We start from the raw sequence: 19401 nt of genomic DNA on the forward strand, positions 1-19401 counted from the left end.
GCAACCGCACGAGAGGCAGCATGACACGCACGATGACATCCGATCCCCTCCCGCCACTGCTTGAAAATCCCGACCCCAAGACGCTCGCAAGAGAAGTCTTGATGGCCCTCAAATACAGGGTCGGCAAGGACACCACCGTCGCCACCCAGTACGATTGGCTGACCGCCTCGATCAAGGTCGTGCGCGACCGCATCGTCGATCGCTGGATGCAGGCGACGAAAGAGGCCTACGCCCAGCAGGAAAAGCGCGTCTATTACCTCTCGCTGGAGTTCCTCATCGGCCGCCTGATGCGTGACGCCTTCTCCAATCTCGGCTTGATGGAGAACATGCGCGAGGCGTTGTCGTCGCTGGGTGTGGAACTCGACCTCATCGCCACGCTCGAGCCGGATGCAGCACTTGGCAATGGCGGCCTCGGCCGGCTCGCCGCCTGCTTCATGGAAAGCATGGCCACCGTCGATATTCCCGCGCATGGCTACGGTATCCGCTACGCCAACGGCATGTTCCGCCAGGAGATACATGACGGCTGGCAGGTGGAATTGCCCGAGACTTGGCTCGATCACGGTAACCCCTGGGAGTTCGAACGCCGCGAACGGTCGTTCGAGGTCGGGTTCGGCGGCTCGGTGGAATCGGTCACCACCAGGGATGGCCGGCTGGAACGCCATGTCTGGAAGCCGACCGAGCATGTGCTGGCCGTCGCCTACGACACACCTGTCGTCGGCTGGCGGGGGAACCGCGTCAACACCTTGCGGCTTTGGTCGGGCATGCCGGTCGATCCGATCCTGCTCGACAAGTTCAATGCTGGCGACCACATCGGCGCACTCGCCGAAAGCAACAAGGCCGACGCGCTGTCGCGCGTACTCTATCCCGCCGATTCCCACATGGCAGGGCAGGAACTCAGGCTGCGGCAGGAATATTTTTTCTCCACCGCCTCTTTGCAGGACATCGTGCAGCGGCATCTCAGCCAATATGGCGACCTGAAGTCGCTGCCCGACAAGGCGGCAATACACCTCAACGACACCCATCCGGCGATCGCCGTGCCGGAGCTGATGCGCCTCCTGATGGACGTCCACGGCATGGATTTCGACCAGGCCTGGGACACCACCAAACGCACCTTCGGCTATACCAACCACACGCTGCTGCCGGAGGCGCTGGAAAGCTGGCCGGTGCCGCTGTTCGAGCGGCTTTTGCCGCGCCACATGCAGATCGTCTACGCCATCAACGCGCAGGTGCTGCTCGAGGCGCGCGCCACCAATCAGTTCTCCGGCGAGCAGATCAGCCGCATCTCGCTGATCCAGGAGAATGGCGACCGTCGCGTGCGCATGGGCAATCTCGCCTTCGTCGGCTCGCATTCGATCAATGGGGTCTCGGCGCTGCATACCGAGCTGATGAAGGAAACGGTATTCGCCGACCTGCACACGCTCTACCCCGACCGCATCAACAACAAGACCAACGGCATCACGCCGCGGCGCTGGCTGATCCAGTGCAATCCAGGTCTGACCGCACTCGCCCGCGAGGCGATCGGCGACCGCTTCCTGGATGATATCGAGGCCATCAGGGGGCTCGATGCCTTTGCCGACGATACCGCTTTCCGCGAAAAATTCGCCGGCGTGAAGCGGCAGAACAAGGTGAAGTTGGCCAATCTCGTCGCCGACCGGCTCGGCATCCGGCTTGATCCCTCGGCGCTGTTCGACATCCAGGTCAAGCGCATCCACGAATACAAGCGCCAACTCCTGAACATCCTCGAGGCGGTCGCGCTCTACGACCAGATCCGCTCGCATCCGGAGCGCGACTGGATGCCGCGCGTGAAATTCTTCGGCGGCAAGGCGGCGCCCAGCTACCACAATGCCAAGCTGATCATCAAACTGGCCAACGACGTCGCCAGGGTCATCAACCGCGATCCGGCCGTTCGCGGCTTGCTCAAGGTGGTGTTCGTGCCGAACTACAATGTCAGCCTCGCCGAGATCATGATGCCGGCTGCCGACCTTTCCGAGCAGATCTCGACAGCCGGCATGGAGGCTTCGGGCACCGGCAACATGAAGTTCGCGCTGAACGGCGCGCTGACCATTGGCACGCTCGACGGTGCCAATGTCGAAATCAAGGAGTGCGTCGGCGACGACAACATCTTCATCTTCGGCCTGACCACGGCGGAGGTCGCCGAGCGCCGCAACAATGGCTACGATCCGCGTGGCGTCATCGAGGCATCGCCCGAATTGTCGCAGGCGCTCGCGGCCGTTTCATCGGGCGTCTTTTCGCCCGATGATCCCAACCGCTACCGCGATCTCATCAATGGTCTCTACGACAGCGACTGGTTCATGGTCGCGGCGGATTTCGACGCCTATGCCGCTTGCCAGCGAGACGTCGACGCCGTCTGGCGCAACAGTCCGGACTGGTACGCCAGGGCAATCCGCAACGTTGCGCGCGTCGGCTGGTTCTCTTCCGATCGCACGATCCGCCAATACGCGAAAGACATCTGGAACGTACCTGCCTGATGTGATTGCATGAGGCCACGAACGATGTAGTCCGGGGTGTGAGTTCAAACGCCGAATTTATACCTTAAAACAAACATTTGGTGCCCGGGGAGGGACACTGCCCGATGAGGAAACCGCGCGCGACCGCTGCGACAAGCGGGCCGGACGGATCGGCCCCGGCCAGCGATGTCGCGGCGATTGTCGCCGGCACGCACGGCAATCCGTTTGCGGTCCTCGGCGTCCATGAGGTGGGCAAGAACCTGTTTGCCCGCTGTTTCGTTCCGCATGCGGAGTTCGTCACCGCCTATACGCTGACCGGCATGATTGCTGGTGAACTGTCCAGGCGTGACGATGGCGGCTTTTTCGAAGGCAAGCTGTCGATCAAGAAGCGCCAGCCATTGCGCTATCACGCCAGGAATGCCGGGGGCGACTGGTGGTTGACGGATCCCTATTCTTTCGGCCCGGTGCTCGGTCCGATGGACGATTACTACATTGCCGAGGGCTCGCATCTGAGGCTGTTCGACAAGCTCGGCGCGCATGTCATCGAGCACGAAGGCGCCACCGGAGTGCATTTCGCCGTCTGGGCCCCCAATGCAAGGCGCGTCTCGGTGGTCGGCGATTTCAACGACTGGGACGGCCGCCGCCATTCGATGCGCGACCGCCGCGACACCGGCATCTGGGAGGTATTCATCCCCGATATCGGCGCCGGCAGGCCCTACAAGTACGAGATCATCGGCCCCGATGGCGTAAGATTGCCGCTGAAGGCCGATCCGTTTGCCTTCAAGTCCGAACTGCGCCCGGCGACCGCGTCGGTGACCGCTGCGTCGCCCGCCCATCAATGGGGCGACGAGGCGCATCGCAGTTTCTGGCGCAATGCCGATCCCCGGCGCGAGGCCATCTCCATCTACGAGGTCCATGCCGGCTCCTGGCAGCTTCGCGACGATGGAACGTTTCTGTCATGGGATGAACTGGCCGACCGGCTGATCCCCTATGTCGTCGAGACCGGCTTCACCCACATCGAGTTCATGCCGATCTCCGAACATCCCTATGATCCCTCCTGGGGCTACCAGACGACAGGCCTCTATGCGCCATCGGCGCGCTTTGGCGACCCGGCCGGCTTTGCCCGCTTTGTCGACGGCGCCCACCGTGCCGGCGTCGGCGTCATCCTCGACTGGGTGCCGGCGCATTTTCCGGTCGACGAGCACGGCCTTGCCCATTTCGACGGCACTGCGCTCTACGAGCATGCCGATCCGCGCCAGGGCTTTCATCCCGACTGGAACACCGCGATCTATAATTTCGGTCGCCGCGAGGTGGTGTCGTTCCTGGTCAACAACGCCTTGTTCTGGGCCGAAAAATATCATGTCGACGGCCTGCGCGTCGACGCGGTCGCCTCGATGCTCTACCTCGATTATTCGCGCAAGGCAGGCGAATGGATTCCTAACGAGAAGGGCGGCCGCGAGAACCTCGAGGCGGTCAGCTTCCTGCAGAAGATGAACAAGGAGCTCTACGGCCACCATCCAGGCGTCATGACCATCGCCGAGGAATCGACCTCGTGGCCGAAGGTCTCGGCGCCGGTCCATGAAGGCGGGCTGGGCTTCGGCTTCAAGTGGAACATGGGCTTCATGCACGACACGCTGGAGTATTTCTCCAAGGAGCCGATCTTCCGCAAACACCACCACAACGACCTTACCTTCGGCCTAGTCTATGCCTTCTCGGAGAATTTCGTGCTGCCGCTCTCGCATGACGAGGTCGTGCACGGCAAAGGCACGCTGCTTGGCAAGATGGCCGGCGACGACTGGCAGAAATTCGCGACATTGCGCGCCTACTACGCTTTCATGTGGGGCTACCCCGGCAAGAAGCTGCTGTTCATGGGCCAGGAGTTCGCGCAGCGCCGCGAATGGAGCGAGGCGCGCGCGCTCGACTGGAATCTTCTCGATTTCCGCTCGCATCGCGGTGTCTGGCAGGTGGTGCGCGACCTCAACTATCTCTACCGCTCGCGACCGGCCCTGCACGGCCGCGACTGCGAGCCGGAAGGCTTTTCCTGGCTGATCGTCGACGACAGCCAGAATTCCGTCTTCGCCTGGCTGCGCAGCGCGCCGGGAGGCAATCCGGTCGCGATCATCTCCAATTTCACGCCGGTGCCGCGCGACAACTACCGCGTGCCGCTGCCGAAAGCCGGCACATGGCGCGAGATCATCAACACGGACGCTTCCGAATATGGCGGATCCGGCAAGGGCAATGGCGGCGCCGTCGAAGCGCGGGCGGAGGAAGGGGGCATCTCCGCAACGATGCTCTTGCCGCCGCTGTCGACGATCATGCTTGAACTGGTCGCGGAACAAGCCATGTCGAGACCGGGTAACTTGGGAGGGTAGAAAATGGCAAACTCGAAACGAACCCAGCCGCTGGCCCGCGACGCCATGGCCTATGTGCTGGCCGGCGGGCGCGGCAGCCGCCTCAAGGAACTGACCGACCGGCGCGCCAAGCCGGCGGTCTATTTCGGCGGCAAGACGCGCATCATCGATTTCGCGCTCTCCAACGCCCTCAACTCCGGCATCCGCCGCCTTGGGGTTGCAACCCAATACAAGGCGCATTCGCTGATCCGCCATTTGCAGCGAGGCTGGAACTTCCTGCGGCCCGAACGAAACGAAAGCTTCGATATCCTGCCGGCCAGCCAGCGCGTGTCGGAAACCCAGTGGTATGAAGGCACGGCCGACGCGGTTTACCAGAACATCGACATCATCGAGGCCTATGGCCCCGAATACATGGTCATCCTCGCCGGCGATCACATCTACAAGATGGACTACGAGCTGATGCTGCGCCAGCATGTCGACGCCGGCGCCGATGTCACCGTCGGCTGCCTCGAAGTGCCGCGCATGGAGGCCACGGGCTTCGGCGTCATGCATGTCGATGCCAAGGACAACATCATCGCCTTCGTCGAAAAGCCGGCCGACCCTCCCGGCATTCCAGACAAACCGGAGTTTGCCCTGGCCTCGATGGGCATCTACGTGTTCAAGACCAAGTTCCTGATGGAGCAGCTGCGCCGCGATGCGGCCGAGCCCGGTTCGAGCCGCGACTTCGGCAAGGACATCATCCCCTATATCGTCGAGCACGGTAAGGCGATCGCCCACCGCTTCGCCAAGTCCTGCGTGCGCTCGACCGCGGAAAATGAGGCCTACTGGCGCGATGTTGGCACCGTCGATGCCTATTGGGAAGCCAATATCGACCTGACCGACGTGACGCCCGAACTCGACCTCTACGATCGCGACTGGCCGATCTGGACCTATGCCGAGTTGAAGCCGCCGGCGAAGTTCGTGCATGACGAGGATGGACGGCGCGGTTCGGCCGTGTCCTCGCTGGTATCGGGCGACTGCATCGTCTCGGGTGCGACGCTCAGGAAAAGCCTGATTTTCACCGGCGCGCGCATCAATTCCTATTCGACGCTGGAAGAAGTCGTCATGCTGCCCGACGTCCATGTCGGCCGGAACGCAACGTTGAAGCGCGTCGTCATCGACCACGGTGTAAGGATACCGGAAGGGCTGGTGGTCGGTGAGGATCCCGTGCTCGACGCCAAGCGCTTCCGCGTTTCGGAAAAGGGCATCTGCCTGATCACGCAGGACATGATCAACAAGTTGTCAACCTGATCAGTTTGATCAACAAGCTGTCACTTTAGGGTGGTTTGTGCATGTCCTTGCCCCAGAACCGCTGCACGGTTTGGGCTACATGCACCAGGAGCGGTTCGGTAAGCGCATGCAGGTTCTGTCGGTCACGCCCGAGATCTTTCCGCTGATCAAGACCGGCGGGCTTGCCGATGTGACCGGCGCGCTGCCCGTCGCGCTGGCCGCCAAAGGCGTGACCATGCGCACGCTTATTCCCGGTTTTCCCATGGTGATGGACGCCTTCAAGAAAAAAAGTCTGTCTACAAGTATCCGCTGCTGCAGGGCGGCAAGGCTTCGGTCCATTCTGTCCAGCTTGCCGGGCTCGATCTTTTCGTGCTCGATGCGCCGCATCTGTTCGATCGTCCCGGCGGTCCTTATGGCAATGCCGCGGGTGCCGATTGGCCGGACAATTGGCGCCGTTTCGCAGCGCTCAGCCAGGCCGGCGCCGACATCGCCGGCGGTGCCATCTCCGGTTACATGCCCGATATCGTGCATGCCCATGACTGGCAGTCGGCGATGACGCTGGCCTATATGCGCTATGGCAAAGCGGTCGGCACGCCGTCGATGATGACTGTCCACAACCTCGCCTTCCAGGGGCAGTTCGGCGCCGGCATCTTCGGCGAACTCGGACTGCCGACGGCGGCGATGGCGCTTGACGGCGTGGAATATTATGGCGGCGTCGGCTTCCTCAAGGCCGGCCTGCAGGCTGCCTGGGCAATCACCACCGTCAGCCCGACCTATGCGCAAGAAATCCGCTCGCCGGAATTCGGCATGGGTCTCGACGGCCTGATCAACATGCGCTCCAGCGATCTCTATGGCGTCGTCAACGGCATCGACACCGCCATCTGGAACCCGGAGACCGACAAGCATCTGGTGTCGAACTATACAGCCGCCTCGCTCAAGGCGCGCGCGCCCAACAGGGCCGCTGTCGAGGGCCGTTTCGGCCTCGATCGCGACGGTAGCCCGATCGTCTGCGTCGTCAGCCGCCTGACTTGGCAGAAGGGCATGGATATATTGGCGACGGCGGTCGACGGCATCGTTGCGACGGGCGCGCGGCTGGCTATTCTGGGTTCGGGCGATGCCGGCCTCGAAGGCGCGCTGCTCGCCGCCGCCGCACGCCACCGCGGCCGTATAGGCGTCGTCGTGGGCTATGACGAAGGCCTGTCTCACGTCATGCAGGGCGGCTGCGACGCCATCGTCATCCCGTCGCGCTTCGAGCCTTGTGGACTGACGCAGCTTTATGGCCTGCGCTATGGCTGCGTGCCGGTGGTCGCCCGCACCGGGGGGCTCGCCGACACCATCATCGACGCCAACGAGGCGGCGATTGCCGCCGGCGTGGCGACCGGGTTCCAGTTCGCGCCCAGCGACGGCGGCGCGCTGCTTCATGCCATCCGCCGCCTGGCCGAGGCCCATGCCAGCCCCGCGATCTTCGAGGCCATCCAGCGCCAGGGCATGAAGACCGACCTGTCCTGGGACCGAAGCGCTGACAAATACGTTGAACTCTATCGCCTGCTGCTTTCGAAAAGGGTTGCTTGAAGCATGATACGCACCGTTCCCACCAAACCCTATTCCGACCAGAAGCCCGGCACTTCGGGGCTGCGCAAGAAGGTGCCTGTATTCCAGCAGGAGCACTATGCCGAGAACTTCATCCAGTCGATCTTCGACGCGCTGGACGGGTTCAAGGGCGAGACCCTGGTGATCGGCGGCGACGGCCGCTTCTACAATCGCGAGGTCATCCAGAAGGCCATCGCCATGGCCGCCGCCAACGGGTTTGGCAAGGTGATGGTCGGGCAGGGCGGCATCTTGTCGACGCCGGCCGCTTCGCATGTCATCCGCAAATACAAGACGTTCGGCGGCATCATCCTGTCGGCCAGCCACAATCCGGGCGGCCCGCACGAGGATTTCGGCATCAAGTACAATGCCGGCAATGGCGGCCCGGCGCCGGAAAAGCTGACCGATGCGATCTTCGCCAGGACCAAGGCGATCTCCAGCTTCAAGACCGTCGACATCGATCCGATCGACATCGACGCGATCGGCACGGTCAAGGCCGCCGGCATGACGGTCGAGATCATCGATCCGGTCGTCGACTATGCCGAGCTGATGGAAAGCCTGTTCGATTTCGACGCGCTGCGCAAACTGTTCAAGTCGGGCTTTCGCATGCGCTTCGACGCCATGCACGCGGTGACCGGCCCTTACGCCAAGGAGATCCTCGAACACCGGCTTGGCGCGCCCGACGGCACCTGCCGCAACTTCAAGCCGCTGCCGGATTTCGGCGGCCACCATCCGGATCCGAACCTGGTCCATGCCAAACATCTCTATGACGAGATGATGGGACCGGACGCCCCGGATTTCGGTGCCGCTTCCGACGGTGACGGCGACCGCAATTTGATCATCGGCAAGGGCATTTTCGTCACCCCGTCGGATTCTGTCGCCATGCTTGCCGCCAACGCCCGCCTGGCGCCGGGCTACAAGGAAGGCCTGAAGGGCATTGCGCGCTCGATGCCGACCAGTGGGGCCGCCGACCGCGTCGCCGAAAAACTCGGCATTGGCATGTATGAGACGCCGACCGGCTGGAAATTCTTCGGCAATTTGCTCGACGCCGGCATGGCGACGATCTGCGGCGAGGAAAGTGCGGGCACCGGCTCCAACCATGTGCGCGAGAAGGACGGCCTGTGGGCCGTGCTTTTGTGGCTCAACATCCTCGCCGCGCGCGGCGAGAGCTGTAAGCAGATCGTCACCGAGCACTGGGCGACCTACGGCCGAAACTATTATTCGCGCCATGACTACGAGGAAGTCGAGAGCGGGCGCGCCAATGCGCTGGTCGACGAACTGCGCGCAAAGCTTGGCTCGCTGCCGGGCACCAGCGTGCGCGGCCTGAAGATCGCCAATGCCGACGACTTCACCTATCACGATCCGGTCGACGGTTCGGTGAGCGAGCATCAAGGCATCAGGGTGCTGTTCGAAGGCGGCTCGCGCGTCGTCTTCCGGCTTTCCGGCACGGGCACCTCGGGCGCCACCTTGCGCGTCTACATCGAGCGCTACGAGCCGGACAAGGCCAGGCACGATCTCGATACGCAGAAGGCGCTCGCCGATCTGATCGCAGCAGCGGATGACATCGCGGGAATCAGGAGCCATACCGGCCGCGACAAGCCGAGCGTGATTACTTGAGCGTGGCGGTGGCTTCACCCTCCCCCTTGTGGGGAGGGTCGATCCGCGTAGCGGGTCGGGGTGGGGGTGCTCGTAGAGGGCTTTGCCGGCGTCACCCCCACCCCGCTCACTTCGTTCGCGACCCTTCCCACAAGGGGGAGGGTGGAGGACGCGCCGATGACCTCACTAGGCGCCACCATCACCCCCGACGGCATCCGCTTTGCCGCCTGGTCTTCGTCGGCGCGCCGCCTCTGGGTGTCGATCTTCGATGAGCAGGGTGAGCGCGAACTCGACAGGCTGGAGCTGAAACCGGAAGGCGACAGCGTGCATGCCCTCTTCGTCTCCGGCCTCGGCGAGGGCACCCGCTACGGCTTTCGCGCCGATGGCGATTACGCGCCCGAGCGCGGATTTTGGTTCGACCCCGACAAGCTGCTGACCGATCCCTACGCCGTCGAGATCGATCGGCCCTACGCCTATCACTGGCGTCTCGCCGCGCGGCGCAACGAAGGTGCCGACACCGCGCCGCTGATGCCCAAGGCGGTGGCGAAAGCCTTGCTCACGGCTGTGCCTGTGCCGCCGCCGCTGTTCCGTCCGGGCGGCCTGATCTACGAAGTGCCGGTGCGCGCCTTCACCAAGCTGCATCCGGATGTGCCGGAAAAACAGCGCGGCACGACCGCCGCGCTTGCTCATCCGGCTATCGTCGAGCACCTGCAAAGGCTCGGCGTCTCCGCCGTCGAACTGATGCCGGTGACCGCATCGATCGACGAGCGGCATCTGCCGCCGCTCGGGTTGAGCAACGCCTGGGGTTATAACCCTGTCACCTTCATGGCACTAGACCCGCGCCTGGCCCCTGGCGGCCTGGCCGAATTGCGCGTTACCGTTGCCGCGCTGCGTGCGGCCGGCATCGGCACCATTCTCGACCTCGTCTTCAACCACACGGGCGAAAGTGACAGGCTCGGTCCGACATTGTCGCTGCGCGGCCTAGACAATCAGGCTTATTACCGGCATCAGCCGGATGGCAGGCTGGTCAATGACACCGGTACCGGCAACACGATTGCCTGCGATCACCCGGCGGTGCGGGAAATGGTGCTCGACACGCTTCGCCATTTTGTCCGCCATGCCGGCGTCGACGGTTTTCGTTTCGACCTGGCACCGGTGCTGGGGCGCGTCAACGGCACATTCGAAGCGCAAGCGCCGTTGCTGGAGGCGATGCGCGAGGATGCGCTGTTGGCCGGCCGTGTGTTGATCGCCGAGCCCTGGGACATCGGTCTCGATGGCTATCAGCTCGGCAACTTCCCCTCCCGCTTCCTGGAATGGAACGATCGTTATCGCGACGATGCCAGGCGCTTCTGGCGCGGCGATGCCGGCATGGTTGGTACGCTGGCGACACGACTTGCCGGTTCGTCCGATATTTTCGCCAAGGGCGGCCAGCCCGCCAGCCGCACGGTGAATTTCATCGCGGCCCATGACGGCATGACGCTGGCCGACATCGTTGCTTATGAGGAGAAGCATAACGAGGCCAATGGTGAGCAAAATCGCGATGGCCACAACGAGAACCTGTCCTGGAACAACGGCGTCGAGGGCGCGACGGACGACGCGGCAATCGCGAAGGCGCGCTTCAGCGACCAGTGTGCGCTGCTCGCCACGCTGTTCGCCTCGCGCGGCACGATCATGCTGACGGCCGGCGACGAATTCAGCCGCAGCCAGCAAGGCAATAACAACGCTTATGCGCAGGACAACAACATCACCTGGCTCGACTGGAAGGGGCGTGATCAGGCGCTGGAAAGCTACGCATGTGCACTGGCCGCTTTGCGCCGCGCGGTGCCGGCGCTCTCCAATGTAAATTTCTTCACCGGCCAGCCGCTGGCGGGTTCGGACACGGCCGACGTCGCCTGGCTCACCGAGACGGGGGCGCCGCTCGGCGAGGCGGATTGGAACGATCCCGCCCGGCGTCGCCTCGTCATGCTGCTCGGCGGCGGGGATGGCCGGCTTGCCGTCATGGTCAATGGCGATCGCCGCCAATGCATCTTCACATTGCCCGCGCGAGACGGATTCCGATGGCATCCCGCCATCGAAGCGCAAGCAGTTGATCTTTCTCGCGCGCTGCCGGGCCGCAGCGTGAATTTCATGATCGAGCGCAGGACGGAAGGGCCCAGACAGGGAAAGGGTCGTGATGACTGACGACAATGCCGAGCGAGCGGCCGACTGGTGGCGCGGCTGCGTCATTTACCAGGTCTACCCGCGTTCCTTCCAGGACACGACCGGCGACGGCAGCGGCGATCTCGCTGGCATCACATCAAGGCTCGCCCACATCGCCTCGCTCGGCGCGGATGCCGTCTGGCTGTCGCCTTTCTTCAAGTCGCCGATGGCCGATATGGGTTACGACGTATCGGATTATTGCGACGTCGATCCGATGTTCGGCACGTTGGAGGATTTCGACACACTGGTTGCCGAAGCGCACCGGCTTGGCCTGAAAATCGTCATCGACCAGGTGCTGTCGCACTCCTCCGACAGGCACGAATGGTTCGTCGAAAGCCGCGCCAGCCGCGACAATCCAAAGGCCGACTGGTACGTGTGGGCCGACGCCAGACCGGATGGCGGCGCGCCCAACAACTGGCTGTCGGTCTTCGGCGGCCCCTCGTGGGAATGGGATGCGACCCGCCGGCAGTACTACCTGCACAATTTCCTCGCTTCGCAGCCGGACCTCAATTTCCACAATCCCGAGGTCCAGGACGCGCTCTTGGATACTGTGCGGTTCTGGCTGGAGCGCGGCGTCGACGGCTTTCGGCTGGACACCGTCAACTACTACGTCCACGACCGCTGGCTGCGCAGCAATGCGCCCTTGGCGTCGAGCATTGCGGGCACCAACACCGAGACCAACACCTACCTCTACCAGGAGCACCTGTTCGACAAGACGCAGCCGGAAAATCTAGCGTTCCTGCGGCGCTTTCGGGCGCTGCTCGACGAGTACGGGGATCGCGCCGCCGTCGGCGAAATCGGTGATGAGGGGCGCTCCCTACAGACGCTGGCCGCCTACACCTCCGGCGGCGACAAGCTGCAGATGTGCTACACCTTCGATCTGCTTGGCCCGCAATTTTCGGCGGCGCATGTGCGCGGCTGTGTCGAGGCTTTCGAAAACGCTGTCGTAGATGGCTGGGTCTGCTGGGCGTTTTCCAACCATGACGTCATGCGTCATGTCAGCCGCTGGACGCGGCCGGGCGGCGATCCTGACGTGGTGGCCAAATTCTCGATCATGCTGCTCTCTTGCCTGCGTGGCTCGATCTGCCTCTACCAGGGCGAGGAACTCGGTTTGCCGGAGGCGGAACTTGCCTATGAGGACCTGCGCGATCCGGTAGGCATCCGCTTCTGGCCCGGTGTGAAGGGAAGGGATGGCTGCCGCACGCCCATGGTCTGGGAGTCCGGCGCCGATAATGCGGGCTTCTCCACCGGTAAACCCTGGCTGCCGGTGCCGGAAAGCCATCGCGCTCGCGCGGTCGATGTACAGAGCGGCAATGAGCAATCGGTACTTTCCGCCTACCGTTCGGCGCTTGCTTTGCGCAAGCGGCATCCGGCGCTGATCGGTGGTTCGATCCGCTTTCTCGACGTCGAAGGCGACGTGCTGGCCTTTGTCCGCGAGCAGGGCGATGAGAGGCTGCTCTGTGCCTTCAATTTCGCCGGGGAACCGGCCAATTGGCCGCTGCCGCAAGACCTAGGAGCGGTTGCGAAACTTGGCGGCGATGCCTCGCTCGCCGGAGAAGCCGTGCTTTTGCTGCCGACACTCGGATGCTTTCTTGGACACCTTGCCTAGATCAGCGCGTGCCGGCCATCTTACTGGACAAGCACGGCACGTCCGCACGTTGCGCCGGTGACCCGGACGTCGGCTTCACCGAGACGCACGCCAAGAGCTCCGAGCAGATTGGTAAGCAACGTGTCGACCGGAGCTGTTACGCTGTTCAGAAGTGCCACCACTGGCGGGCTTACGGTTGCGATCAGCGTGTTCAGATTCAGCAGCGGCAGACCGAGTAAATTCGCCGTCAGCGACAAATCGCTGACCAGCGACGTAGTCAACGACTGGGTAAAATTTTGGGTGTAAGCGGTCCTTATCGTCTTGGCATCGATATCGGCCTTGTTGAAAGTCAACGTCGTTGGCGTGTTGTTGGCCATGTCGAACGCCGCTGAGCCCACCACCGACAGCACCGGGATGATCAGAAGTTTCACGCTCGCGATTTCCGTGTTGGAAAACGTCTCCTTGTTGGTGAAATCGGCAAAGCCGGCGCTGCTGCTGTCGCCGAGATGCCCTTCGACGATACCGGGACGGGTGGCGATGGTCACCTTGATGCTGCTGGGGCCTGTCGGACAACTTATGTCGGTGAGCTTGGCCTCGGCATAGGCGACTTCGACATGCAGAGGCAGACTGAACGACACCAGGGTGATACCGCCTCCGACATTGCTGTTGCCGGCTCCGATCTTCACCACCAGCTTGATACGGGTCTGGGCCGTCCGCACAATGGTGCCGACTTCGCCAACCTTCAGCCATGGCGAGGATTGCGGCGGTTCGCCGAAGGCGATGGCGAGCGTGCTCGACAGCACCCCCGGTATGCCGGTGCTGAGACCGAGGTCGATCTGCTTCGAACCGTTTGCCAGTTCGGCGGCGGCCATCAGCATTCCCATCGCGCTGGCGTCAACGCCAAGGCCGGCTGGCCTCTGCCCGAGGCCAAGTCTGCCGAGGGGGCCGAGGTCAATGAGATGGCTGAGCGGAATCTTGACCGTGTTGGTCGATTTGCTTGCCATGGTTTGCAAGGCGACCTTGGCCGTGTTGCCGAGCCCGGGAACATTGGCCATGGCGGTGGCGATCTGGCCGACTGTAGCCTTTGAGGCCAGAACGTCCGAATAGGTCACGCCCGTCAGGTTCAATTGCACCGCCAGGGCATCGACGAAGGAAAGCACGCTGACATCGGCGGAGATCAATCCGTTGTAGTCCATGACGCTGAGCGAGATGTTGCCGCCTAGGAGGCCGCCGAGAAGCGCGTTGAGGATGGGGCTGTTGCTGGTATTGACGCTGAGCAACCTCGATCCGACCGAGAAAGTGGCCTGTAGCGTCATGCTGGCGGTGGCTTCGGTGCCGATGATGGGCGTTGGGATCAGCGAGCTTGCGAAATAGCGGTTGGGGATCTTGCGCAGGGTCACATGAACCGCGTTGTAAGGGGTTACGCCTGCTTGGAAGCGTTGATCCACATTGACCGAGGATGCCCCTGCATATCGGCCCCGCGTGACCGTCACGACGGTTTTGCCCACCGCCGCGGGAATGGTTTGACCCGAGCCCTGAACGACGACACCTGGCATCCCGTTGTCGGTGAGCGTGGTCAAGACCGCGGTCTGGACGTTGTTGATGTTCGAAGCCGCGGTGATCGCTGCCAGGTCGACCATCGCCTGTGCTTCTCGGCGCTCGGTGTAAATGGAGGCCTCGTCGATCGCCACCGCCGCCAGCGCCAGCGCGACCGGCGCGCTCAACGCCGTCATCACCGTGAAATTCGCTCGCCGGTCACCAAGCATCAGGCGTGCAAGCCTGCCGACCTTCAAGCGCGCGCAGAGCAGCATTCAGATGCCCCCGACCCTGATCGTTGATTGGCGTTTGATCGTTGTACCCGGCATGGCTATGCCCGGAAAGAGATTCCAGATCGGCAGGTTTCGGGCATCGTACTGGATCGACACCACGAACTGATTGCCGTCCGCCGTGCTGTCATTGGCCCGATAAGTCAGCTTGCTGGCGTCGACGAAGGGATATCCACCGGCATTATTGGCGAGAAACGAGGCCACGAGCGTCTGCCGCTCGGTCTGGTTCAGCCCCGAGATGGCCGTCCGGGCGGCGTCCGCCGCGATCTGCTGTATTGAATTGGCCGCGCCGAAATAGACACCGTATGCAACCATTCCGAGCAGGAGAAGGATGAATATCGGTGAAAGCAGAGCGAACTCAACCGCCGAAGTTGCCGAAGTGTCTGTCTGGAATCGGCGCCCCTGGACCCGGCGAATGACGTTCTGAACCATGCCGCCGAGCATGCCAAAGTTCGCATGCAAAAAGCGAAAACTCTAGGCGCAACCTGGAAGTGTGTATGATTGAAAAGCTACGCTAATTTAGCCGCGGCTTCTTTGATTCCTGGCTATTGACTTAGGGTCAATCAGTACTCGGTTGAAAAGAGCTTGCCGCCTGTCTAGTCTCCTGCCACCAGCCGACGGAGGGAACCGGCGGCGCGCTCAAAGGGGCCAGACATCGGTCCCGGGGCGTCAACACGCAAAGGCGCGCCGTTGGCAGCGCCGACAGGGAGAAACTTCATGCTGAAAAACATGCTGAAGGCGACGGCATTCGCCACAACCATGGCGCTGGCCGCCGGAACATTCTACACGCCGGCCTTTGCCGAGGTCGTCTACAACAGAGGCACTGCTGCCGAATCCGAGTCGGTTGATCCGCATAAGACATCGACGGTTTATGAAGCCAACGTCTTGCGCGACCTGTTCCAAGGTCTGGTGATGCAGGACGAGAAGGCCAACGTCATCCCCGGCGCCGCCGAGAGCTGGACGGTGTCGGATGACGGCACCGTTTACACCTTCAAGCTCAGGAAGGACGGCCAGTGGTCCGACGGCAGCCCGGTGACGGCCGAAGACTTCGTCTTCGCTTTCCGCCGCCTCGAAGACCCGGCCACGGCCGCCGAATATGCCTCGATGCTCTATCCCGTCAAGAACGCCGAGGAAGTCAACACCAAGAAGGGCAAGCCCGAGAACATGGGTGTCAAGGCGATCGACGCGACCACCCTTGAAGTGACGCTGAAGGCGCCGACGCCTTATTTCCTCGAAATGCTGACCCACCAGGCGACCTATCCGGTCAACAAGGCGTCCATGGACAAGCTCGGCGCCGACTGGATCAAGCCGGGCAATCTCGTTTCCAACGGCGCCTATACGCTGGCCGAGTGGGTTCCCAACGATCATATGAAACTGGTCAAGAATCCGAAATTCTGGGATGCCGGAAGCGTCAAGATCGACGTCGTCAACTACATCCCGACAGAGGATCGCTCCTCGGCGATGAAGCGCTTCGAGGCCGGCGAACTCGACAGCTACGACGATCTACCGACCGAGCAGCTCGCCGACCTCAAGGCCAAGTTCGGTGATCAGATCAAGGTGGGGCCGTATCTCGGCACCTATTACTACGCGATCAAGACCGACAAGAAGCCCTGGGACAATGTCGAGCTGCGCAATGCCATCTCGATGGCCATCGACCGCGATTTCATTGCCGAAAAGGTCTGGCAGAATTCAATGCTGCCAGGCTATTCGATGGTCCCTCCGGGCATCGAGGGCTACACGCCGGCGATGGCCAAATATGCCGACATGTCGCAGATCGACCGCGAGGACGCAGCCAAGAAGATACTCGAGAAACTCGGTTACACGCCGGAGCATCCGCTGAAGATGGAGATCCGATACAACACCTCGGAGAACCACAAGAATACCGCGGTCGCCATCCAGGAACAGCTGAAGCCGCTCGGCGTCGACGTCACGCTGCTCAACACCGACACCAAGACCCACTACTCCTTCCTCGAGCAGAGGGGTGACTATGACGTTGCGCGCGCCGCCTGGATTGCCGACTACAAGGATCCCGAAACCTTCCTGGGCATCTCGCGCAAGGCCAGCGGCAACAACTATTCGGTCTATGACAGCCCGCAATATGAGGCGGCCATGGACAAGGCGGCCGCCGCCGGCGGCAAGCCGGAAGAGCGCATGAAGGAACTCGCCGCCGCCGAGCGTATCCTCGTCGACGACGTCGGCCAGATCCCGCTTCTCTACTATAGCTACCACGATATCGTTTCCCCGAAGCTGCACGGCTTCGTCGACAACGTCATGGACGTGCATCCGTCCCGCTTCATCTCCAAGGATTGAAAACCTTGATCGACCCGCCGCCCGTTCAGGACGGCGGTTCGAGCTGTCGTCGCATGGGGCCCGAAAGTCGAAATCGATTTTCCCAGGCCATGGTGCGAAGATGAGAGGTGCCAGAGCGCTGCGGGCGTCCGGTTGGATGCCCGTCACCCTGGCCGAAGCAGGGCACCGCCGATGCTACGCTACATTTTCAGGCGGCTTCTGACCGCCATTCCAACGCTATTCGTCATCGTGACCTTGGCGTTCTTCCTGATGCGCGTCGCACCGGGCGGCCCGTTCAACCAGGAGCGGGGCCTGAGCCCCGAGATCAGGGCCAATCTTGAAGCCCAGTTCGGGCTCGCCGACCCGCTCTGGCTGCAATATGTCCACTATCTCGGCAATCTCCTGCGCGGCAATTTCGGCCCGAGCTACAATATGCCGGACTTTACCGTCACCGAGCTTTTCGCGAAGGGCTTGCCTATTTCCATTCAGCTCGGCGCCTCCGCGCTGATCTTGGCGCTGCTGCTCGGCAGCGTGCTCGGTACCATTGCGGCGCTCAACCAGAACAAACTTGGCGACTACACGGTGATTGCGCTGGCAACCGCGGGCAGCACCATCCCGACCTTCGTCATCGCGCCGATTATCCAGCTCGTGTTCGGATTGACCTGGAAGCTGTTGCCGATCGGCGGCTGGGGCGATGGCGCGCTTATCAACAAGATCGGTCCCGTGCTGACGCTTGCCCTGCCGCAGATCGCCATCGTCGCCCGCCTGATGCGCGGCTCGATGATCGAATCGCTGCGCTCGCATCACATCCGCACGGCGCGCGCGCTCGGCCTGTCCGACTGGTCGGTGGTGGTCAAGCACGCGCTGCGCGGCGCCGTCCTGCCGATCGTCTCCTTCACCGGTCCGGCTGCCGCCGCCCTGCTCACCGGCTCGATCATCGTCGAGACGATCTTCTCCATTCCCGGCGTCGGGCGCTACTTCGTCGATGCCGCGCTCAACCGCGACTACACGCTGGTGATGGGGACGGTGGTGGTCATCGCCATCTTCACCATCGTCTTCAACCTGATCGTCGACGTCATGTATGCCGTCGTCGATCCGAGGGTGCGCTATGACTGATATCGCGATCGCCGCACCGGTCGTCGGCCGTTCGCTGTGGGGCGATGCCTGGGCGCGCCTCAAGGCCAACCGCGCCGCCATGTTCAGCCTCTACTACCTGATCCTGATCGCTGTGATCAGCGTGTTCGGGCCCTGGTTCGTGCCGCACCAATACACCACCATCTATGGTGATTACGTGCGTACGCCGCCGAGCCTGTCGGCCTATCCGAAGGCGGACATGATCGAGACCGCGCTTAATGAGGCGATCAAGCGCATGCGTGTCGACATCAAGGACTGGCGCCAGGAAGGCAATCGCGTCTTCGTCACCGTAACCTCCAGCAAGGCGATCGACGACCGCAACATCCGCTATCTCGACCGGTCCGACGCCTTTGACGACACCAGGATCGAAAGCAAGTCGCCTGACGGCCTCGAAGCGACGATGAGCGCCTCGGTCAAGCAGCAATATTTTCTTTTCGGCACCGACAACACCGGCCGCGATCTGTTGTCGCGGACGCTGATGGCCGGGCGCGTCTCGCTGGCCATCGGTCTGCTCGCCGGCGTCGTGGCCGTGGCCATCGGCGTGCTCTACGGCGCCACTGCCGGCTTTGCCGGAGGCAGGGTAGACGAGGTGATGATGCGCATTGTCGACGTGCTTTATTCGCTGCCCTTCATCTTCTTCGTCATTATGCTGGTGGTGTTCTTCGGCCGCAACTTCGTGCTGATGTTCCTGGCGGTCGGCGCCGTGCTGTGGCTCGATATGGCCCGCATCGTGCGCGGCCAGGCGCTGTCCATCCGCCGCCAGGAATATGTCCAGGCGGCAGAGGCCATGGGCGTCGGCCAGCGCGGCATCCTTTTGCGCCACGTCATTCCCAACCTGCTCGGGCCGGTGGTGATCTATATGACGCTGCTGGTGCCGCAGGTCATTATCCTGGAGAGTTTTCTGTCGTTCCTCGGGCTCGGCATCCAGGAGCCGATGACCAGCTGGGGCGTACTGATCTCGGTCGGCGCCAAGAACATCGGCACCGCCAACTGGCTGCTCCTGTTCCCTGCCTTCTTCCTGGTCTCCACCTTATTCGCCCTGAACTTCGTCGGCGACGGCCTGCGCGATGCGCTCGACCCTAAGGACCGCTAAG

General features: G+C 62.6%; 11 protein-coding genes and 1 pseudogene. 10 read left to right on the forward strand and 2 right to left on the reverse strand.

Annotated features, from left to right (window positions below; all coding sequences use genetic code 11):
- Window positions 1-20: 20 nt before the first annotated feature.
- The 7 genes and pseudogenes from ACIU1A_RS06415 (at window position 21) to ACIU1A_RS06445 (ending at window position 13079) form a co-directional block, all read left to right on the forward strand.
- Window positions 21-2489, forward strand: a complete 2469-nt coding sequence (locus ACIU1A_RS06415) for a glycogen/starch/alpha-glucan phosphorylase (protein WP_404926895.1) — start codon at window positions 21-23, stop codon at window positions 2487-2489.
- Window positions 2490-2593: 104 nt separating this feature from the next.
- Entirely contained in the window at window positions 2594-4840 is a 2247-nt protein-coding gene (gene glgB, locus ACIU1A_RS06420; protein ID WP_404926896.1) for a 1,4-alpha-glucan branching protein GlgB, read from the forward strand.
- 3 nt (window positions 4841-4843) lie between these two features.
- Window positions 4844-6109: a glucose-1-phosphate adenylyltransferase gene (glgC, locus tag ACIU1A_RS06425; protein WP_140494816.1), complete on the forward strand. Its 1266-nt coding sequence runs from the start codon at window positions 4844-4846 to the stop codon at window positions 6107-6109.
- Between the two features lie 106 nt (window positions 6110-6215).
- Window positions 6216-7660: pseudogene (gene glgA, locus ACIU1A_RS06430) on the forward strand (glycogen synthase GlgA).
- Window positions 7661-7663: 3 nt separating this feature from the next.
- The gene (locus ACIU1A_RS06435) at window positions 7664-9292 is read left to right on the forward strand and encodes an alpha-D-glucose phosphate-specific phosphoglucomutase (RefSeq protein ID WP_140514918.1); all 1629 of its coding nucleotides are present in this window, start codon (window positions 7664-7666) and stop codon (window positions 9290-9292) included.
- A gap of 156 nt (window positions 9293-9448) precedes the next feature.
- Complete coding sequence (glgX, locus tag ACIU1A_RS06440) at window positions 9449-11452, forward strand: glycogen debranching protein GlgX (protein WP_404926897.1); 2004 nt, start codon at window positions 9449-9451, stop codon at window positions 11450-11452.
- Window positions 11445-13079, forward strand: coding sequence for an alpha-glucosidase family protein (locus ACIU1A_RS06445; RefSeq protein WP_404926898.1), 1635 nt, complete (start codon window positions 11445-11447; stop codon window positions 13077-13079). The genes glgX and ACIU1A_RS06445 overlap by 8 nt, the downstream gene beginning before the upstream one ends.
- Before the next feature lie 20 nt (window positions 13080-13099).
- On the opposite strand, the gene ACIU1A_RS06450 is transcribed toward ACIU1A_RS06445, so the two are convergent.
- Together ACIU1A_RS06450 and ACIU1A_RS06455 are read right to left on the reverse strand one after the other, a co-directional pair.
- On the reverse strand, window positions 13100-14869 hold the full coding sequence (locus ACIU1A_RS06450) for a hypothetical protein (protein ID WP_404926899.1): 1770 nt from the start codon (window positions 14867-14869) through the stop codon (window positions 13100-13102).
- Window positions 14870-15316, reverse strand: coding sequence for a TadE/TadG family type IV pilus assembly protein (locus ACIU1A_RS06455; RefSeq protein WP_404927864.1), 447 nt, complete (start codon window positions 15314-15316; stop codon window positions 14870-14872).
- 285 nt (window positions 15317-15601) lie between these two features.
- Between ACIU1A_RS06455 and ACIU1A_RS06460 the strand changes: the two genes are divergently transcribed.
- From ACIU1A_RS06460 to ACIU1A_RS06470, 3 genes are all read left to right on the forward strand, one after another.
- Window positions 15602-17194: a peptide ABC transporter substrate-binding protein gene (locus ACIU1A_RS06460; RefSeq protein ID WP_140559418.1), complete on the forward strand. Its 1593-nt coding sequence runs from the start codon at window positions 15602-15604 to the stop codon at window positions 17192-17194.
- 171 nt (window positions 17195-17365) lie between these two features.
- A complete protein-coding gene (locus ACIU1A_RS06465) occupies window positions 17366-18289 on the forward strand; it encodes an ABC transporter permease subunit (protein WP_140494801.1) in 924 nt (307 codons plus the stop codon).
- Complete coding sequence (locus ACIU1A_RS06470) at window positions 18282-19400, forward strand: ABC transporter permease (protein ID WP_404926900.1); 1119 nt, start codon at window positions 18282-18284, stop codon at window positions 19398-19400. Before ACIU1A_RS06465 ends, ACIU1A_RS06470 begins: the two co-directional genes overlap by 8 nt.
- Window position 19401 lies beyond the last annotated feature (1 nt).

It is taken from the genome of Mesorhizobium maamorense, assembly GCF_044998965.1.
GTDB lineage: Bacteria > Pseudomonadota > Alphaproteobacteria > Rhizobiales > Rhizobiaceae > Mesorhizobium.

Coding starts and splice junctions, on each gene's coding strand:
- ACIU1A_RS06415 (WP_404926895.1), top strand. CDS start 21: ATGACACGCACGATGACATCCGATCCCCTCCCGCCACTGCTTGAAAAT.
- glgX (WP_404926897.1), top strand. CDS start 9,449: ATGACCTCACTAGGCGCCACCATCACCCCCGACGGCATCCGCTTTGCC.
- ACIU1A_RS06465 (WP_140494801.1), top strand. CDS start 17,366: ATGCTACGCTACATTTTCAGGCGGCTTCTGACCGCCATTCCAACGCTA.
- ACIU1A_RS06460 (WP_140559418.1), top strand. CDS start 15,602: ATGCTGAAAAACATGCTGAAGGCGACGGCATTCGCCACAACCATGGCG.
- glgB (WP_404926896.1), top strand. CDS start 2,594: ATGAGGAAACCGCGCGCGACCGCTGCGACAAGCGGGCCGGACGGATCG.
- ACIU1A_RS06445 (WP_404926898.1), top strand. CDS start 11,445: ATGACTGACGACAATGCCGAGCGAGCGGCCGACTGGTGGCGCGGCTGC.
- glgC (WP_140494816.1), top strand. CDS start 4,844: ATGGCAAACTCGAAACGAACCCAGCCGCTGGCCCGCGACGCCATGGCC.
- ACIU1A_RS06435 (WP_140514918.1), top strand. CDS start 7,664: ATGATACGCACCGTTCCCACCAAACCCTATTCCGACCAGAAGCCCGGC.
- ACIU1A_RS06470 (WP_404926900.1), top strand. CDS start 18,282: ATGACTGATATCGCGATCGCCGCACCGGTCGTCGGCCGTTCGCTGTGG.
- ACIU1A_RS06455 (WP_404927864.1), bottom strand. CDS start 15,316: ATGGTTCAGAACGTCATTCGCCGGGTCCAGGGGCGCCGATTCCAGACA.
- ACIU1A_RS06450 (WP_404926899.1), bottom strand. CDS start 14,869: ATGCTGCTCTGCGCGCGCTTGAAGGTCGGCAGGCTTGCACGCCTGATG.